Source organism: Lichenibacterium minor (genome assembly GCF_004137685.1).
GTDB classification, from domain to species: Bacteria; Pseudomonadota; Alphaproteobacteria; order Rhizobiales; family Beijerinckiaceae; genus Lichenihabitans; species Lichenihabitans minor.
The window spans coordinates 349,892-366,524 of sequence record NZ_QYBB01000002.1; the positions used below are offsets into that span (position 1 = coordinate 349,892).

The following is a 16,633-nucleotide window of genomic DNA, read 5'->3' on the forward strand; positions in this document are numbered from 1 at the left end:
GGTCAGAACACCTGCGGGAGTCGAAAATGAAACCCGTTGTCACATGCCGCCCCGCTGCGGTGCATGCCGCCGAGAGTCCGATCGGCGCGACCAGGCCGTCCGGTGCCCGGATCCACGGCCAGATCGTGGGCACGCTCGCCCGCGAGGTGCTGGGAGGCCAGCTCGCGCCGGGCGATGCCCTGCCCAACGAGGACCTGCTGGCGGCGCGGTTCGACGTCAGCCGATCGTCCGTGCGCGAAGCCGTGAAGACGCTGGCCGCCAAGGGGCTGATCGAGAGCCGCCAGCGCGTCGGCGCCCGCATCCGCCCCCGTGCCGACTGGCACATGCTCGACCCGGACCTGCTCGCCTGGCACCCGGACGTGTTCCACGACCGGCCGCTGATGGCGGGGCTGCTGGAAACGCGGCGCATCATCGAGCCCGCCGCGGCCGAGCTCGCCGCGGTCCGCGCCACGGACGCCGACCTCGACGCCATCGCGCGCTCGCTCGACGCCATGGCGGAAGCGGCGCCGCACGACCTCGAAGCCTGCTGCGAGGCCGACCTCGCCTTCCACGGCGGCATCATCGCGGCGTCCCGCAACGTGGTCCTGGGGGGGCTCGTCGCCTCGATCGCGGCGGCGCTCCGGGCCTCGCTGCGTGCCACCAACAGCGTCACCGACGACAAGGCCCGATCGGTCGCGACCCACCGCGCCGTGCTCGAAGCCCTGCGCCGGCGCGACGGTGCCGCCGCCCGCGCCGCCATGAACGCCGTGCTCGACAACACCGAGCGCGACCTCGAAGCCGTATGAGCCCGCCGTGAGGGCGCGTTTCCCCGTCCACCGGTCCGCCGTGGCACTGCTGGCGCTCGCCGCCTGCGCGGCCGGTTCCGCCCGGGCCGGGACGCGCGACTGGGCCGACGACCCGGCTTCGGCCCGGGACCCCGCCTATGCGGCGTCGCGCGCGCTGTGCCGCAAGCTGGTCGGCGTGGCGCCGCCCGCCGCCGACGCGCCGACGCCGGCCGAAGCGGCGTCGCTCGCCGACTGCTCCTCCGAAGCGCTGCTCTTCGGCATCGGCGTCCCCGCCGACCCGAGGGCGGCGCGGCTCTGCGCGTGGGTGGAAACCAGGACCGCCGACCCGCAGGTGACGGATTTCGGCTTCACGGGCGACCGCACCCTGATGACCGTCTACGCCGACGGGCTCGGGGTGGCGCGGAACCTCGACGTCGCGACGGCGCTGGCCTGCCGCGCCGGGGGCGCTCCGGCCGAGGTCGACGCCCGCGTGCGCCACCTCGCCCGGCTGCGGGCCGATGGGTGGACCGGCACGGATTTCAGCCTCTGCGACGACGCCGCGACGGGGCCGATGCGCGGCACCTGCGCCGACCACGGCCAGCTCGTCGCCCGGTCCGACCGGGCGCGGGCCTTCGCGGCGCTGTCCGCCCGCTGGAGCGCTGCGGACCGCGCCGCCTTCGCGCCCCTGAAACGGGCGGAAGCCGCGTTCGTCGACGCGCGCGGGCAGGGCGAAGCCGACCCGTCCGGCGCCGACCGGGAAACCGCGGCGGTGCGGGCCGAGGAGGGGCAGGAGCGCGCCTTCGCGGCCCTGCTCGACGACGCCGAAGCCGGCCGGGTCGCGCCGGCCGGTGCCGCGGAGGCCCGCTCCGGCGAAGCTGCGCTGGATGCCGCGTCCCGGGCGCTCGCGGCCCGCACGCCGGAGCCGCCCCGCGTCGCAGCCGGGCGGCCGACGCGGGCTCCGGCCGTCACCCCGGCGGGGCTCGCCGCGGGCGCGCGCGCCTGGGCACGCTACCGCGACGCCTGGCTGGCCTTCGCCCGGGTGCGCTTTCCGGCCCTGCCCGCGGATGCCCTTTCGGCCCGCCTCGCGCGGGAACGCGCCGCGCAGGTCGCCCGCATCGGCACGCCGGGCGAGTGACCGGGATCCGGGCGGGGCGCGCGGGGCAGGGCGGTCAGCCGACGCGCAGGCCGTCGCGCGTCGCCAGGCGCAGGGCCGGGCGGCCGCGAGGCCCGATGCGGAGGTCCTCGCCGATCGCCAGCAGCATGTCGGCGCCGACGGCGAACTCGCGCCAAGCGGTCGGGCCCGCGGGAGGGTCCCGCCGGGCGAGGTCCCGCTCGTTCACCAGGATGCCGCGCACCATGTTGATGGAACGGCCGGCCTCGTCCTCGTTGATCAGCACGTCGATCAGGCGGACCTCGCCGTCGACGAACGGGCGCCGGTCGGCGATGCGCCGCCGCACGAGCGCGTCGCCGACGACCTCGTAGCGGTGCAGCACGGCGCGGGTCCCGTCGACCGGCCCGACCGCGACGCCCGGCGCGCTTCCATGGACATATCTCGCCAAACCGGATCCTCCCTCGACGACGCGATTGAGGGCTATGACGTTCTAAGGTCTCGCGACGATCATCATGCGGATTTGAGATGAATGCCGTGAAAGACGGGCGCCGCGCCCGCGGGCGTCTCATCCGGCTCCCGCGAGATGGCTTCGCAGCGCGGAAGCCGGCTTCGCTCGAGCGCCGCGCGGGCTTGCGATACGGCCCCGGCCCATTCAGCCGGATGCCGCATCGTCCCACGATCGGGGCCCTTCGCCGGAAGGCCGAGCGGCCCTTCTCGTTCGGCGGCGACGGACGACGCGAAGCGGGGTGGGCAGGCCTGGCCGGCGTCCTCGCCTCGCCGTCCGTCGACACGCGGTGTCCGCGATCGCGGCGGAACGTCATGAAACTTTCAGCACGATCCCCCATTGCCGAGCCGTGTCCGTCCCTTCGGAGAGGTGCGCATGACGAGATCCACACGGGCCTTCGTGTTCGCCGGCCTGATGGGCGCATCCTTGCTCGGCGTCGCTTCCGTCGCACGCGCGACTGCCAGTTCCGATCCGGTCGTGCTGGTCCGCCAGGATAGCGACGGGGCCCTCTGGTACGATTGGTACGAGACGCCGGCCAACCGGACCTTCCTGACGACGTCCCGCCCGTGCTGGGTCGACCATGACCATGTCCGCCTCGGGGCGCAGAACCGCCGGGGATGTTCGACGACGCGGCCCTGAAGGGCTTTGCGGCGGAGGGTGTGCGATCGGGCCGTCCGGCTTCGACGTTCGGCCGGCCCGTGCCGTGCCGCCGTCTTCACCCCGCCTCGAAGGCGTCCGGGGGCGGGTCAGGGCCGCGCTCGCGGGCGGCGCGATCACACCGGGTCGAGCCGGATGCAGCGGTACGTCCAGCCTGTGAAGCGGCCGTCGTCGCCCTTCTCCCGCGTCGTCATCAGTTCGCCGAGGCGAACCGGGCGGTCGCGGATGTCGGTGGAGATGAAGCGGACCTCCTCGTCGGCGTAATCGGAGCCGAAATCGATGCGGCCGTCGGCCAGCAGCACGAAGGGGTAGAACGACGACGGCATCTGACCCGTGAAGCCGAAGAAGGTCGCCCGGTCGACGACCCGGTCCCCCGACAGCGCGAGATCGAAGGTGATCGTCGTGTCCTCGCCATCGGTCCAGCGATACACCGCCCTGACGTGCTGTCGGTCCAAGTCGAAGCCTCCCGGCGCGCCCCTCGCGCCCGCACCGTCCTATCGCGCCGGTGGCGTGGCGGTCGAATCCGGCCCCTCCGCCGTTGCGCCACGACGCGCCCGCCCCGGATCCCCGGCCTGCTCCGGGCGCCACCACGGCGCGTCGAAGCGGACGCCGATCAGGTCGAGCCATGTCGTGCAGACCAGCGCGGCCAGCACCGCCAGGATGAGGACCATGGCGACCGGATGGGCCGACGACAGGTTCAGGACACCGGCGATCATGCGGCCGGCCACGACGTCGAAGAGCGAGACAACCCTGTTCCACATCGACCCGGCCCCCGCGATCCCGCGGCCTTGGTCGCAAGGGGTGTTCCAGCGCGGGCGAGCGGGGGCCCGGGCAGGCCCCCGGCCCCTGCCGTTCGGGCGCCCGTCCTCCCCCGGGCGTGGCGTCAGGGGCGAGCCGCGGCCGCGAGCGCCTGGGCGAGATCGGCCCAGAGCGCTTCCGTGCCTTCGAGCCCGGCGTGCAGCCGGACCATCCGCTCGGGCACGCCGAAGTCGAGGGCGGAGTTCGGGCCGGCGGCCTGGACGTGGGTGACCAATGCCGGCACGACGAGGCTCTCGTGCCCACCCCAGCTCACCCCGAGCTTGAACAGCCGCAAGCCGTCGCAGAACGCCGGGATGTCGATCGTCTCGTCGACCACGATCGAGAAGAGCCCGCTCGTGCCGGCGAGGCCCGGGGGAAGCGGCCCGGCGAGCGCCGGATGGTGCACCGCGGTGACGCCCGGCGCTTCGGCGAGCCGTCCCGCCAGCGTCAGCGCGGCTTCCTCGTGGAGACGCAGGCGGGCCGGCAGCGTCCGAAGCCCGCGGAGCAGCAGCCAGGCTTCGAAGGGTGCGAGCTTGGCGCCGATGTAGGGGCAGATCGTCCGGCGGATGTGGGCGACGAGTTCGTCGCGCCCTGCCGCCACACCCGCCACGACGTCGGAATGGCCGCCGATGTATTTCGACGCCGAATGCAGCACCAGATCGACGCCGAGCGACAGCGGGCGCTGGAAGACCGGGGTGGCCCAGGAATTGTCGATCATGCTCATCGCGCCGTGGCGCCGCGCGAGCCGGGCCAGCGCGCCGACGTCGTGAGCCTCCATGGTCCAGCTGGTCGGGCTTTCGAGGTACAGGAGCTTGGCGCCGGGCAGCGCCGCTTCCACCGCGGCGAGGTCGCAGCCGTCGACGTAGGCGACCGTCACGCCGAGCCGCTTCATCAGGGTCTCGAAGAGCCGGTAGGCGTCCGGGTAAACGTGGCGGACGCACAGGATGCGATCCCCGGGCGTCACGAAGGCCAGCACGCTGCCCGAGATCGCCGCCATGCCGCTCGGGAAGCCGATGGCGTCGTCGGCGCCTTCGAGCGCCGCCATCTTGCTCTCGAACAGGGCCACCGTGGGGTTGGTGGTGCGGGAATACACGTCGCGACGCACCCGCCCCGCGTAGACGTCCACCATGGCGGCCGTGTCGGCGAAGGTGAACAGCGACGTTTGTGCGATCGGGGGGACCACGGCCTCGAAGGCGTGGACGCCGTCGTGAGCGACGATGCGCTCCGCTTCCGCGAAGCGACGGTCGGGCGAAACGGTCATGATGATGGTTCCTCGGTGTTTCCGCCGGCGATGCGCCGGGCCGCGTCAGCCGGTGCGGGGGCGCCTGCCGGGCGCGCTCACCGCGTCCCAGGCCCCTGGACGGTGATGCGGAGCCGCCCACCTTCCCCGCGCACGAGGGCGCATTGGCGGGAAGCGTCGCGTTGGACCACGGCGCGCCCCGCCGTGACCTCGATCGTCGGCTCCGGCCCGAAGTGCAGGCGCGGCAGGTAGATCTCCGAATCGGCGTCGATCGTCCCGTCGACGTCGATCTCGACCCGCAGCCGGCAGGACCGCGCGTCGAAGCTCATCTCGATCAGCCGGCCCTGCGCGAATCTGACGAAGGGGCGGCAGAACCCCGCGACGGCGCGGCCGCCCGACGGCGCATCCGCGTCGGGGTCCTGCTGGTCGCGGGAGAAGATCGACAGGTCCTCCTGGTTCCAGCCGTCGCCGACTGCCAGGTCGTTCCGGTTGCTCGCCGTGTAGTTCCACAGCGTCGCGTGGAGCTTCAGTTCGTCGAAGGCCTCGTACATGAGGGTGAGGGCGTCGACGTGGGGGCGCCACGGCCGGTCGCCGCGGTCGCCGTCGCGCCAGGCCGCGTAGGCGGCCCCCTCGTCGAGGTCGAAGGGGATGCCGAACTCGCCGATCAGGGTGGGGGCGCCCTCCGGGGTGAAGCTGTTCGCCAGGGCGGCGACATCGCGCAGCTGCTTCACGTAGCTGGCCTTGATGGCTTCGCGGCCGTGGAGGGTGCGGCCGGTGTTGAAGTCGAAGGCCTGCTCGGCATCGAAGGTCTTCGTGTACAGCGTCGAGCTGTCGTACCAGTGGCTGGCGTTGACGGACCCGGCCGGCATGGCGTCCGGGAAGGGACCGCCCACGAAGGCGCTGTAGGGCTCGATCTCGGCGAAGATCAGCCAGTCCGGGTTGACCTCCCGCACGGTGGCGGCGACCGCGCGGAAGAAGGGGCCGTAGGCGTCGCCGGCCGCATCGCGCCGCCGGCCGTCCCGAACCTGGAAGAACCGCTCGTCCAGGGGCTCCACCCGCGTGCCGCGCAGCCGATAGGCGCCCGCCTCCTCGAACGGGCAGGCGCGGCCCTCGAGCCAGATCGAAACGCCGTCGGGGTTGACGACCTCGTCGGGACCGATCGAGAAGGCCCCGGTTCGCGGGTCGCGCAGGATGCGGGGGACGGAGACGGGAAGGCCGCGGGCCGCCGCCAAACTGTCCAGCGGCGACATCGCCAGGCCGAGCCGCGGGTTGCTCGGCTGGGTGTCCGTCGGCCCGAGATGGCGATAGGACAGCGGCCGCCCGACGAAGCCGGGGACCGGCTCGTTCAGCGTGTCGAAGCCGAGGACGTTCGGCAGCGCGCGGACGCGCTCCGCCACGGCCCGCAGCGACCCCAGGTAATGGGACTGCAGGTAGTCCTGGACGTTCACGCCGTCGATGGTGAAATCCGGCGTGAAGGTCTTCCCCGTGAAGAACAGGGTCCACATGATCGCGCCGGGGGACAGGCGGTGGTTCGACCCCCAGGTCATCTGGGGGTAGCCGTCCTGGCGGCCGCCGCGGGCATAGTCGTATTTCGACTGCATCACATGCGACAGGCCGGCGGCGTGGAAGCGGGTGAAGTCCAGCCCGACCGCTTCGAAGGTCCAGCCCGGCGCGCCGCTGCCGCCGGTCATCCGGCTCCAGGCGTCCTCGTGCGGGTCGATGAAGACGTAGAGGCCGTAGTCGCCCGCCTTCCGGCAGATCTCGGCGAGGTAGTCGAGATAGGCCTCGTCGCGCCGCCCGGGGCCCGCATGTTCGATCGCTTCCCAGGTGGTCAGCAGGCGGAGGACGTTGAACCCCCAATGGCGCAGCCGCGACAGGTGCTCGTCCGCCTCGTCGAGGGGGAAGGGCCGGCCGATGAAGCTGACGCTGCGGTGGTCCGCGAAGTCGGACGGGAAGTTCGTCCCCCCGTGGGGGTAGGGAAGCTTGCAGTCCCCGCCGAGATTGACCCCCCGGAGCATGACGTCCCGGCCGAAGCCGTCTCGAAAGGAGGTGCCGTGAACCGTGAGCGGCTGCAGTGGCATGGATCACCTGTTTCGGGATGATGCGCCGTCGTCCTGCGCGGCCGGCACCCCCGTGCTACCGCGAACTGAGGGCCCTCACAACAGAAATGGGCGATTGACTATTGTCGGCAATCTTCTGAGGATGCGGCGACCGGTCCCCGTTCGGGCTGCGGTCGGGTGCCTCGCAACGCGCGAAGGGGAATGGAATGAGGAGAGTCGTCACCGCCGCCGCCATGCTGGGGCTCCTGGCCGGCAGCGCCCTCGCCGACACCAGGCTGAAGCTGGTCGAGGTGATCACCAGCCCGGAGCGCACCGTCACGCTGAAGTCCATCGTGGCGAAGTTCGAAGCCGCCAATCCGGGGACGACCGTGGACATCGTTTCGCTCCCCTGGGGCGAGGCCTTTCAGAAGTTCGCCACCATGGTGTCCGCCGGCGACACTCCCGACGTGGTCGAGATGCCGGACAACTGGCTCTCGCTCTACGCCAACACCGGCAGGCTGGAGAGCCTCGAACCCTACCTGGCGACGTGGAGCGAAACGCCGGACCTGACGGACCGCGCCCTGGCGCTGGGCCGCGACGTGAAGAAGACCGCCTATACGCTTCCCTACGGGCTGTATCTCCGCGCATTGTTCTACAACAAGCGGCTGTTCGAGCAGGCCGGCATCGCGGAGCCGCCGAAGACGATGGCGGACTTCGCGATCGACTCTGAGAAGATCGCGAAGATCCCCGGCAAGAGCGGCTACTGCCTGCGCGGCGGCCCCGGGGGGCTGAACGGCTGGATGATGTTCGGCGCCTCGATGGCGGGCTCGCCGGCCTTATTCAAGGATGACGGCACGTCCACCCTGGACGACGCGGGCTGGAAGCGCGGGCTGACCTGGGTCGTCGACCTCTACAAGAGGGGTTTCGTGCCCAAGGACAGCGTCAACTGGGGCTTCAACGAGGTCGTCGCCGGCTTCTACTCGGGCACCTGCGCCATGCTCGACCAGGATCCGGACGCCCTCATCGCCATCGCGGAGCGGATGAAGGCCGACGACTTCGGCGTGACCTCGATGCCCAAGGGCCCCGACGGAAAGGCGTTCCCGACGATCGGCTACGTCGGGTGGTCGATCATGTCGGCCAGCCACCAGAAAGATCTGGCTTGGAAGCTGGTGGCGACGCTGGAGGGCCCGGCCGGCAACATGGAGTGGAACAAGCGGGTCGGGACCCTGCCCGTCCTGAAATCCGCCCAGAAGGACCCCTTCTACGCCTCGCCCCAGTTCAAGGGCTGGTTCGACGAGCTGGCCGATCCGGACGTCACGCCGCTCAAGATGCCGACCTACCTCCAGGAGTTCGCCTTCTTCAAGGACTCGCTGGCGATCAAGACCTCACAGCAGGCCCTGCTCGGCGAGATCACGCCCGACGCCCTCGCGACCGCCTGGGCCACCTACATGACGAAGGCACAGAAGAAGTTCCTGGCCGCCCAGTAGGCGGGCCGGGACGGGCGGGATCCCGCGTCGGCGCGGGAACCGCCCGCGCCGTCCAGCGCCGGTGCCCGGAGTGCCCGGGCGCCCGTTCTCACGCAGGAGGGACCGACCTCGCATGACCGCCAGCCTCCTCGCCCACGGCGGGCCGCGAAAGCCGCCGCTGCGGCTGTTCCAGCGCGTCGAACCCTACCTCTACACGGCGCCTTCGCTCGTCCTGATCGTGGCGCTGATCCTCGTGCCGCTCGCGCTCGGCGTGTCCTACGCGTTCCAGGACGTCCAGCTGCTCGATCCGCTGTCCGGGGGCTATGTCGGGCTCGATCATTTCCGGGACATGGCGGGCGACAAGGCGTTCCGAGGTGCGCTCGCCAACACGCTGTGGTGGACGGCGGCCTCGGTCGTCCTGCAGTTCCTGCTCGGCCTCGTCCTGGCGCTCCTGCTCGACAAGCCGTTCCGGGGCCGCGGGCTTGTCCAGGCGCTCGTCTTCCTGCCCTGGGCCGTCCCGTCCTTCCTCGTCGGACTGAACTGGGCCTGGCTGTTCAACCCCGTCGTGGGGCCCATCCCCGGGTGGCTCACGGCCCTCGGCCTGATGTCCGCGCCGACCAACATCCTGTCGGATCCCGCCCTCGCCATGTGGGGGCCGATCGCCGCCAACGTGTGGGGCGGCATCCCGTTCTTCGCCATCACCCTGCTGGCGGCGCTGCAGTCCATCCCGCGCGACCTTTACGATGCCGCCGCCATCGACGGCGCCTCGGCCCTGCAAAGGTTCTGGTCGATCACCGTCCCCTTCTTGGCGCCGACTGTCGTCACCACTGTCCTGCTGCGGACCATCTGGATCGCCAATTTCGCCGATCTCATCGTCGTCATGACCAACGGCGGCCCGGCCGACCACACGCAGATCCTGTCGAGCTACATCTTCACCGTAGCGTTCAAGCAGCTCGACTTCGGCTATGCTTCCGCCGTCGCCCTCGTCCTTCTCGCGCTGCTGTCGCTCTATACGCTCTCCATCCTGATGCTGCGCCGCCTCGTCCTGAAGGATCACCGATGACCGCCTCCGCGCGACGCCTGAAGGGGGGGCTCCGCGCCGCGGCCTTGTCCCTCTACCTGGCCTTCGCCCTGTTCCCGCTCTTCTGGCTGCTCAAGGTTTCCGTCACGCCCAACATCCTGCTCTACTCGGAAGGGATACGGATGTGGCCGTCGCGCATGACGCTCGACCATTATGCCTATGTGCTGACCCACAGCCAGTTCCCGGTCTTCTTCCGGAACAGCTCGATCGTCGCCGGAGGCACGGCCGTCTGCGTCACGCTCCTGGCGGCCCTGGCGGGCTACGCCATGTCGCGCTTCCGCTTCCGCGGCAAGGCCGTCATCGTGGTCCTGATGCTGATCACGCAGATGTTCCCGCTGGCGATGCTCGTCGCGCCGATCTTCAGGATGATGGCGTCCGTCGGGCTGACCAACAATCTTCTCGGTCTCGTCGTCGTCTACACGGCCTTCAACGTGCCCTTCGCCACGTTCCTCATGCAGTCGTTCTTCGACGGGATCCCGAAGGACCTCGAAGAAGCCGCCATGATCGACGGCGCGACGCGCTTCGTGGCGTTCCGCCACATCGTCCTGCCGCTGACGCTCCCCGGCATCGCGGCGACGCTCGGCTTCGTGTTCACCGCCGCCTGGAGCGAACTGCTCTTCGCCCTGATGCTCATCTCCGACAACCAGGTCTCGACCTTTCCGGTCGGCCTGCTGACCTTCGTGTCGAAGTTCTCCGTCGACTTCGGTCAGATGATGGCCGCCGCCGTCATGGCGCTGGTCCCGGCGGGCTTCTTCTTCCTGCTGATCCAACGCTACCTCGTGCAGGGCCTCACCGCCGGCGCGGTCAAGGGCTGAAAGGCTTCGCCATGGCATCCATCGTGATCGATCGCGTCCGCAAGTCCTACGCCGACGTGGCCGTGCTGCACGACGTCGACCTGACGATCGACGACGGCGAGTTCATCGTCCTGGTCGGGCCTTCCGGCTGCGGCAAGTCGACGTTGCTGCGCATGATCGCCGGGCTCGACGACGTCACCGAAGGCGAGATCCGGATCGCCGGCCGGCCGGTCGGCCATCTGTCGCCCAAGGACAGGGACATCGCCATGGTGTTCCAGTCCTACGCGCTCTACCCCCACATGAGCGTGCGCGACAACATGAGTTACGGCCTCAAGCTGCGCCGGACGCCGAAGGAGAAGATCGCGTCCGCGGTGAGCGGGGCGGCGAGGACGCTCGGGCTCGATGCCCTGCTGGACAGGCGGCCGAAGGCCCTGTCGGGCGGGCAGCGCCAGCGGGTCGCCATGGGCCGCGCCACCGTCCGCTCGCCCAAGGCCTTCCTCTTCGACGAACCGCTGTCGAACCTCGATGCGCGCCTGCGCGAACAGATGCGCTCGGAGATCAAGCGGCTCCACGGGCAGCTGAAGGCCACCTCGGTCTACGTCACCCATGACCAGATCGAGGCCATGACGCTGGCCGACCGCATCGTCGCCCTGCAGGGCGGCAGGGTGCAGCAGGTCGGCACGCCGCTCGAGCTTTATCACACGCCGGCCAACCTCTTCGTCGCGGGCTTCATGGGTTCGCCGGGGATGAACTTCCTGAGCGCGACCTACCTGGCGGAGGGCGACGGGAAGGCGGTCATGCTGCCGGACGGCACGAGGCTGGCCCTGGCCGGGCGGCCGCCCCTCGCGACCGGGACGCGGGTGACCATCGGCGTCCGCCCCGAACACGTCGCCATCGCGTCCGGCGGCGACGGGCTGGCCGTGACGGTGGACCTCGTCGAACCGACCGGACTCGGCTTCATCCTGCACCTGCGGCTGCACGACCTGCCCTTCAAGATCTTCCGCCAGGGCGACACTTCGGGGGTGGATCGCCCGCAGGTCAGGGTCGTGCTTCCCGCCGCGCGCCTCCACCTGTTCGACGGGGACGGCCGGCGCGTCGCGCTGGCGTGACCCCGCGCCCGGCGGCGGGGGCCGCGCCGCCCGGCGCACGACGACGAATTTCCAAGGACAGATCAGCAGCGATGACGAGTGCAACGATCGACCGTCGTGCCGCGGCGGCGACCGCCGGGGGAGCCATCGGGTCCGGGGAGGGGCCTGCGGGGGCCGGCGCCATCCTCAACCGGGCGGAACTGCTCGCGACCGGGAACGCCGTCCTGCGCCGTCACGCCCTCGACATCGCCGAGGCCGGCATCGCGGCGGCCAGCCCCGCCCTGGCGGCCCGCCGCGCCATCGCGCTCGACGGGGACAGGCTGCGGCTCGGAAGCCGCAACTACGACCTCGCCGGAACGGGGCGCGTGTTCGTCGTCGGGGCCGGCAAGGCCACCTTCCCGATCGCCGAGGTCGTCGATGCGGTGCTGGGCCGCCGCATCCACAAGGGGCTGGTCGTCTGCAAGCGCGGTCAGGCGGGCCATCTCGGGCACATCGAGATGATCGTCGCCGACCATCCGGTGCCGACGGCCGCGTCGCGCGAGGCCGCGGCGCGCACGGTCGCCCTCCTGGAGGAGGTCCGGGCCGGGGACCTCGTCATCGCCTGCTTCACCGGCGGCTCGTCGTCGCTGTTCGTGGCGCCGGCGCCGGGCATCTCGCTCGACGACAAGGCCGAGGCGAACCGCGCCCTCCTCACCTGCGGCGCCAACATCGTCGAGATCAACGCGGTGCGGAAGCACATCAGCACCGTGAAGGGCGGCCGCCTCGTGCGGGGCCTCCCGGCTGGCGTCCGGCTCGTCAACCTGACCGTTTCCGACGTGATCGGCGAACGGCTCGACTGCATCACCTGCCCGTCGGTCCACGACACCTCGACCTTCGAGGACGCCCGCGCGACGCTCCACAAATACGGCCTCTGGGACCGGCTGCCGCGCTCCGTGACCGGCCACCTGCGGGCGGGGCCGGCGTCCGGACGCTCGGCCACCGCGGACGACCTCGCCCACATCGATCGCGACGACCTCCTGCTCGTCACCACGGACGCCGCCTGCGTCGGGGCCGCGGAAGCGGCCAGGCGGGCCGGCTTCACGCCGCTGATCCTGTCGACGCTGTTCGAAGGCGAAAGCGGCGCGCTCGGCCGGACCTTCGGCGCCATCGCCCGCGAGGTCCTGGCGCGCGGTCGCCCGCTGCCCATGCCCTGCGCGCTGATCGGCGGGGGCGAAACCACCGTGACCATCATGGGGGCCGCTGGGCTCGGCGGCCCGAACCAGGAGTTCGCCGCCGCGGCGGCCCTCGAGATCCAGGGTTGCGACGACGTCGTCGCGCTCGGCCTCGACACCGACGGCACGGACGGGCCGACCCCGCATGCCGGGGGCCTCGTCGACGGATCGACGGTGGCGACCGCCGTGGGCCGCGGGATCGACCTCCACGCCGCCCTGCGCGACCACGACGTGGCGCCGGCCCTCGAACGGTCCGGCCACGTCATCAGGACGGGAAACACCGGCACCAACGTGAACGACCTGAAGCTTGTGCTCGTCGGGCGGCCGCGGCCGGCGTGACGACCCGACCGACCTCCGGACCAGCCCCCTTCCGCCCCGACGAGAGAAGCATGAACCCGACCCGAACCACCCCCACCATGGTCAACGGATTCGATCCGGCGAGGCTCGACACCCTCGACGAGGGGACGCGGCAGGCCGTGATGCGCCGGCAGGCGCTGCTCGGGCCGGCCTATCGCCTGATGTACGCCGACCCCGTCGCGGTGGTGCGGGGCGCCGGGACCAAGCTCTACGACGGCGCGGGGCGCGACTACCTCGACGCCTACAACAACGTCCCGGCCGTCGGGCACGCCCATCCGCGGGTGGTCGACGCCATCCATCGCCAGCTCGCGACGCTGTGCACCCACACGCGCTACATCCAGGACGGCATCCTGGCCTATGCCGACGCGATCCTGCCGACCTTCGAGGATCACATCGCGCATGTGATGTTCACCTGCACGGGATCGGAGGCCAACGACTTGGCGCTCCGCATCGCCCGCCACCACACGGGGCGCGACGGCGTCATCGTCACGTCGGAAGCCTATCACGGCAACTCGCTGGCCACGGCCGGGTTCTCGCCTTCCCTCGGCGCCAAGTCCCCGCTCGGGCCCTGGGTGCGGCGCGTGCCGACGCCCGATTCCTACCGCCTCGCCCCCGAAACGCTGGGGTCCTGGCTCGCCGCCGAGGTGCAGAAGCAGGTCGACGATCTCGAACGGCACGGCGGCGGCCTCGCGGCCTTCTACGCCGATTCCCTGTTCTCCTCGGACGGCATCCACGCCGACCCGGCGGGCTTTCTCGCCCCGGTGGCCGAGGTGGTCCGCAGGGCCGGGGGCCTGTTCGTCGCCGACGAGGTGCAGGCCGGCTTCGGGCGCTCCGGCGACCGGTTCTGGGGCTACCAGCGCCACGGCGTCACGCCCGACATCGTGACGATGGGCAAGCCCATGGGCAACGGCTACCCGGTCGCCGGGCTGGCGCTGGCACCCCGCCTCGTCGACCGGTTCGGCGCCGACCTGCGCTATTTCAACACGTTCGGCGGCAACACGGTCGCCATCGCGGCCGCGCAGGCGACCCTCGACGTGATCCGGGACGAGGGGCTGCAGGCCAATGCCGCCGCGGTCGGAGCCATGCTGCGCGCCGGCCTGCGCGAGCTCGCCACGCGTTTCGAGGGCATCGGCGACGTGCGCGGCGCGGGCCTCTACATCGGCGTGGAATTCGTGACCGACCGCCGCACCAAGGCGCCGGATTCCGCGACCGCGCTCGCCGTGACCAACGGGCTAAGGCAGCGCCGCGTCCTGATCTCGGCGACGGGCTTCCACGCCAACACCCTCAAGATCCGCCCGCCGCTGGTGTTCTCCCGCGCCGACGCGGACCGGCTCCTGAGCGAGCTGGAAGCCACCCTCCTCGACCTGCCGGGCGGGCGCTGAGGGACCCGCCGCGGCGGGCCGTCTTCAGGCGGCCCGGCGCGGCCTGCGGGCCTTTCCGGCCGGCGCGGGCTCGGGAGGGGGCGGCTGCAGGGCTTCGAGGCTCCCCAGGTGGTCGGCCAGCTTGCGGCCTTCCGTCAGGTTGTGGGCCTCCGACAGCTGCCCGGCCTCCTCCACCGCCCCCGCCAGGATGGCCTCGACGATCGGCCTGTGCTGACCCACGATCGTGTCCCCGCCCGCCACGAGGGCGTCGCTCGACCGGATGCACATGCGGATCTGCTGCTCGATCAGCCCGTATTGGCCGGCGAGGCGGCCGTGGCGCGTCAGGTCGATGATCGTCTTGTGGAGCGAGAAGTCGGCTTCGGCGATGCGCGCCCCGTCCGCCCCGTCGCAGGCCTCCGTCAGCGCCGCGAGAGCCCCGGCGAGCCGTTCCCGCCCTGCGCCGTCGATCGATGCCGCGAGCAGCTGGGCCGCCAGCCGCTCGACGGCGGACCGCAGCGTGTAGAGCTCCCAGACGTCGGCGGCGCTGAGCAGGACGACGCGCCATCCCGTGTAGGGCACCAGGGTCAGCAGGCCCTCCTTGGCCAGCTGGTGGAGGGCGCTGCGCACGGTCGCGCGGGACAGGTTCATCTGCTCGGAAATCTCGACTTCCGTGATGCGCTGGCCGGCCTGGATGGCGCCGCCCACGATGGAGTCCCGCAGGGCGTCGGTGGCCTGGGCCTCGATCGGCATCTTGACCACGCGGGGGATCGCAAGTCGGCTCATCGTGGTTCTCCCGGGCCTTGCCACGTCGGCAAGGCTCGTCGGAGGGGTATATCGCGCAGCCTCGCCCGTCGGCCATTGTCGGCAGTCGACGATCCCGGGCGAGCCGCGGCAGCCGCTCCGCGGCCGGGCTTCCGGTCAGCCGGGCCGCGATCCGGTCGCGCTCGAGCGTGGCGGGGCGTCCGGGCCATCGGGACCGGCGTCTCGAAGCAGCGGCGTCCACGCCCCTCCCGCCCCGGAGGAGCGCACGGCCGCCTCGATGAACGCGAGCCCCGCCACGCCGTCGTCGACGGACGGAAACAGCCGGTCTTGCCCGACGAGGCCATCCCGTGCCGCCAGGATGGCGTCGGCGGTGTCGGAATAGATGTTGGCGAAGCCTTCGAGGTAGCCTTCGGGGTGGCCGGCGGGCACGCGGGACGCGCGGCGGTTCGCCTCCGTGGCCCCGGATCCGTTGCGGGTGAGGACCTGGCGGACGCCGCCGAGGGGGGTGTAGCTGAGGCTGTTCGCGTCGCGCTGGCACCAGTCGAGCCCGCCCGCCGTGCCGTAGACGCGCAGCCGCACCTCGTTCTCCTCGCCGACCGCGACCTGGCTGGCCCAGAGCCCCCCGCGCGCGCCGCCGGCATAGCGCAGCATCGCCCGCACGTCGTCGTCGAGCCGCCGGCCCGGCACGAAGGTCGTCAGCTCCGCGCTGACCGCTTCGGCGGCGAGGCCGGTCACGAAGGCGGCGAGGTTGAAGGCGTGGGTGCCGATGTCGCCGATGCAGCCGCCGGCTCCGGCCTGGGCGGGGTCGGTGCGCCAGGCCGCCTGCTTGTTGCCGGTGTCCTCGAAGGGGCCGGCGAGCCAGTCCTGGGCATATTCGACCTGAACGACCCGGATCGTGCCGAGCTTCCCCGCGCGGACCATGTCGCGCGCTTGGCGCACCATGGGGTAGCCCGTGTAGTTGTGGGTGAGGGCGAAGACGAGGCTCGAGCGTCGGGCGTGGGCGGCGAGGGCGCGCGCTTCCTCCAGCGTCGTCGTCAGCGGCTTGTCGCAGACGACGTGGATGCCGGCGTCGAGGAAGGCGTGGGCGGCGGCGGCGTGGAGGTGGTTGGGCGTGACGATGCTGACCGCCTCGATGCCGTCGGGGAGCGCCGCTTCTTCCCGCGCCATGGTGGCGAAGTCGGCGTAGGCGCGCGAGGGGTCGAGGCCGAGCGCCGCGGCCGAGCGGGCGGACCTGTCCGGCGTCGACGACAGCGCGCCGGCCACGAGCTCGTAGCGGTCGTCGAGCCGCGCCGCGATGCGGTGCACGGCGCCGATGAAGGCGCCCTCGCCACCGCCCACCATGCCGAGCCGGATGCGCCGGCCGTCGTGCTTGGCTGTCATGGTCCCGTCTCCCCTTCGG

The 16,633-nt window shown here is 71.7% G+C and carries 16 protein-coding genes; 9 read left to right on the top strand and 7 right to left on the bottom strand.

The genetic code is table 11. From position 1 onward, the window contains the following. Nucleotides 1-26: 26 nt before the first annotated feature. Nucleotides 27-785 (top strand): FadR/GntR family transcriptional regulator, encoded by a 759-nt coding sequence (locus D3273_RS03755; RefSeq protein ID WP_165359367.1) that lies wholly within the window; start codon nt 27-29, stop codon nt 783-785. Nucleotides 786-792: 7 nt separating this feature from the next. After that, a complete protein-coding gene (locus D3273_RS03760; RefSeq protein ID WP_129223618.1) occupies nt 793-1,899 on the top strand; it encodes a hypothetical protein in 1,107 nt (368 codons plus the stop codon). Nucleotides 1,900-1,933: 34 nt separating this feature from the next. Here the strand turns inward: D3273_RS03760 and D3273_RS03765 are convergent, their stop codons facing one another. Beyond that, nucleotides 1,934-2,323, bottom strand: a complete 390-nt coding sequence (locus D3273_RS03765) for a hypothetical protein (protein ID WP_129223620.1) — start codon at nt 2,321-2,323, stop codon at nt 1,934-1,936. Between the two features lie 432 nt (nt 2,324-2,755). Here D3273_RS03765 and D3273_RS03770 point away from each other — a divergent pair, with 432 nt between their 5' ends. Beyond that, the gene (locus D3273_RS03770) at nt 2,756-3,019 is read left to right on the top strand and encodes a hypothetical protein (RefSeq protein ID WP_129223622.1); all 264 of its coding nucleotides are present in this window, start codon (nt 2,756-2,758) and stop codon (nt 3,017-3,019) included. Nucleotides 3,020-3,153: 134 nt separating this feature from the next. Here the strand turns inward: D3273_RS03770 and D3273_RS03775 are convergent, their stop codons facing one another. From D3273_RS03775 to D3273_RS03790, 4 genes are all read right to left on the bottom strand, one after another. Further along, nucleotides 3,154-3,492 carry a hypothetical protein gene (locus D3273_RS03775; RefSeq protein WP_129223624.1) on the bottom strand — a complete coding sequence of 113 codons (339 nt, stop codon included), beginning with the start codon at nt 3,490-3,492 and terminating at the stop codon, nt 3,154-3,156. 39 nt (nt 3,493-3,531) lie between these two features. Then, nucleotides 3,532-3,798 (bottom strand): hypothetical protein, encoded by a 267-nt coding sequence (locus tag D3273_RS03780; RefSeq protein WP_129223626.1) that lies wholly within the window; start codon nt 3,796-3,798, stop codon nt 3,532-3,534. A 122-nt stretch (nt 3,799-3,920) separates the two neighbouring features. Beyond that, nucleotides 3,921-5,096, bottom strand: coding sequence for an aminotransferase class I/II-fold pyridoxal phosphate-dependent enzyme (locus D3273_RS03785; protein ID WP_129223628.1), 1,176 nt, complete (start codon nt 5,094-5,096; stop codon nt 3,921-3,923). A gap of 77 nt (nt 5,097-5,173) precedes the next feature. Further along, nucleotides 5,174-7,156, bottom strand: a complete 1,983-nt coding sequence (locus tag D3273_RS03790) for a glycoside hydrolase family 5 protein (protein WP_129223630.1) — start codon at nt 7,154-7,156, stop codon at nt 5,174-5,176. Nucleotides 7,157-7,341: 185 nt separating this feature from the next. Between D3273_RS03790 and D3273_RS03795 the strand changes: the two genes are divergently transcribed. The 6 genes from D3273_RS03795 to D3273_RS03820 all read left to right on the top strand — a co-directional run bounded on the left by D3273_RS03795 (nt 7,342) and on the right by D3273_RS03820 (nt 14,493). Then, nucleotides 7,342-8,601, top strand: a complete 1,260-nt coding sequence (locus D3273_RS03795) for an ABC transporter substrate-binding protein (protein WP_129223632.1) — start codon at nt 7,342-7,344, stop codon at nt 8,599-8,601. Between the two features lie 112 nt (nt 8,602-8,713). Next, entirely contained in the window at nt 8,714-9,643 is a 930-nt protein-coding gene (locus D3273_RS03800) for a carbohydrate ABC transporter permease (protein WP_129223634.1), read from the top strand. Then, entirely contained in the window at nt 9,640-10,476 is an 837-nt protein-coding gene (locus D3273_RS03805) for a carbohydrate ABC transporter permease (RefSeq protein WP_129223636.1), read from the top strand. Before D3273_RS03800 ends, D3273_RS03805 begins: the two co-directional genes overlap by 4 nt. Before the next feature lie 11 nt (nt 10,477-10,487). Then, nucleotides 10,488-11,564, top strand: a complete 1,077-nt coding sequence (locus D3273_RS03810; RefSeq protein WP_129223638.1) for an ABC transporter ATP-binding protein — start codon at nt 10,488-10,490, stop codon at nt 11,562-11,564. 71 nt (nt 11,565-11,635) lie between these two features. Further along, a complete protein-coding gene (locus D3273_RS03815; protein ID WP_129223640.1) occupies nt 11,636-13,093 on the top strand; it encodes a glycerate kinase type-2 family protein in 1,458 nt (485 codons plus the stop codon). Next, entirely contained in the window at nt 13,090-14,493 is a 1,404-nt protein-coding gene (locus tag D3273_RS03820; protein WP_207210663.1) for an aspartate aminotransferase family protein, read from the top strand. Before D3273_RS03815 ends, D3273_RS03820 begins: the two co-directional genes overlap by 4 nt. 24 nt (nt 14,494-14,517) lie before the next feature. Here the strand turns inward: D3273_RS03820 and D3273_RS03825 are convergent, their stop codons facing one another. Together D3273_RS03825 and D3273_RS03830 are read right to left on the bottom strand one after the other, a co-directional pair. Beyond that, a complete protein-coding gene (locus tag D3273_RS03825) occupies nt 14,518-15,255 on the bottom strand; it encodes a GntR family transcriptional regulator (protein WP_129223641.1) in 738 nt (245 codons plus the stop codon). A gap of 135 nt (nt 15,256-15,390) precedes the next feature. Beyond that, nucleotides 15,391-16,614: a Gfo/Idh/MocA family protein gene (locus D3273_RS03830; protein WP_129223643.1), complete on the bottom strand. Its 1,224-nt coding sequence runs from the start codon at nt 16,612-16,614 to the stop codon at nt 15,391-15,393. Nucleotides 16,615-16,633 lie beyond the last annotated feature (19 nt).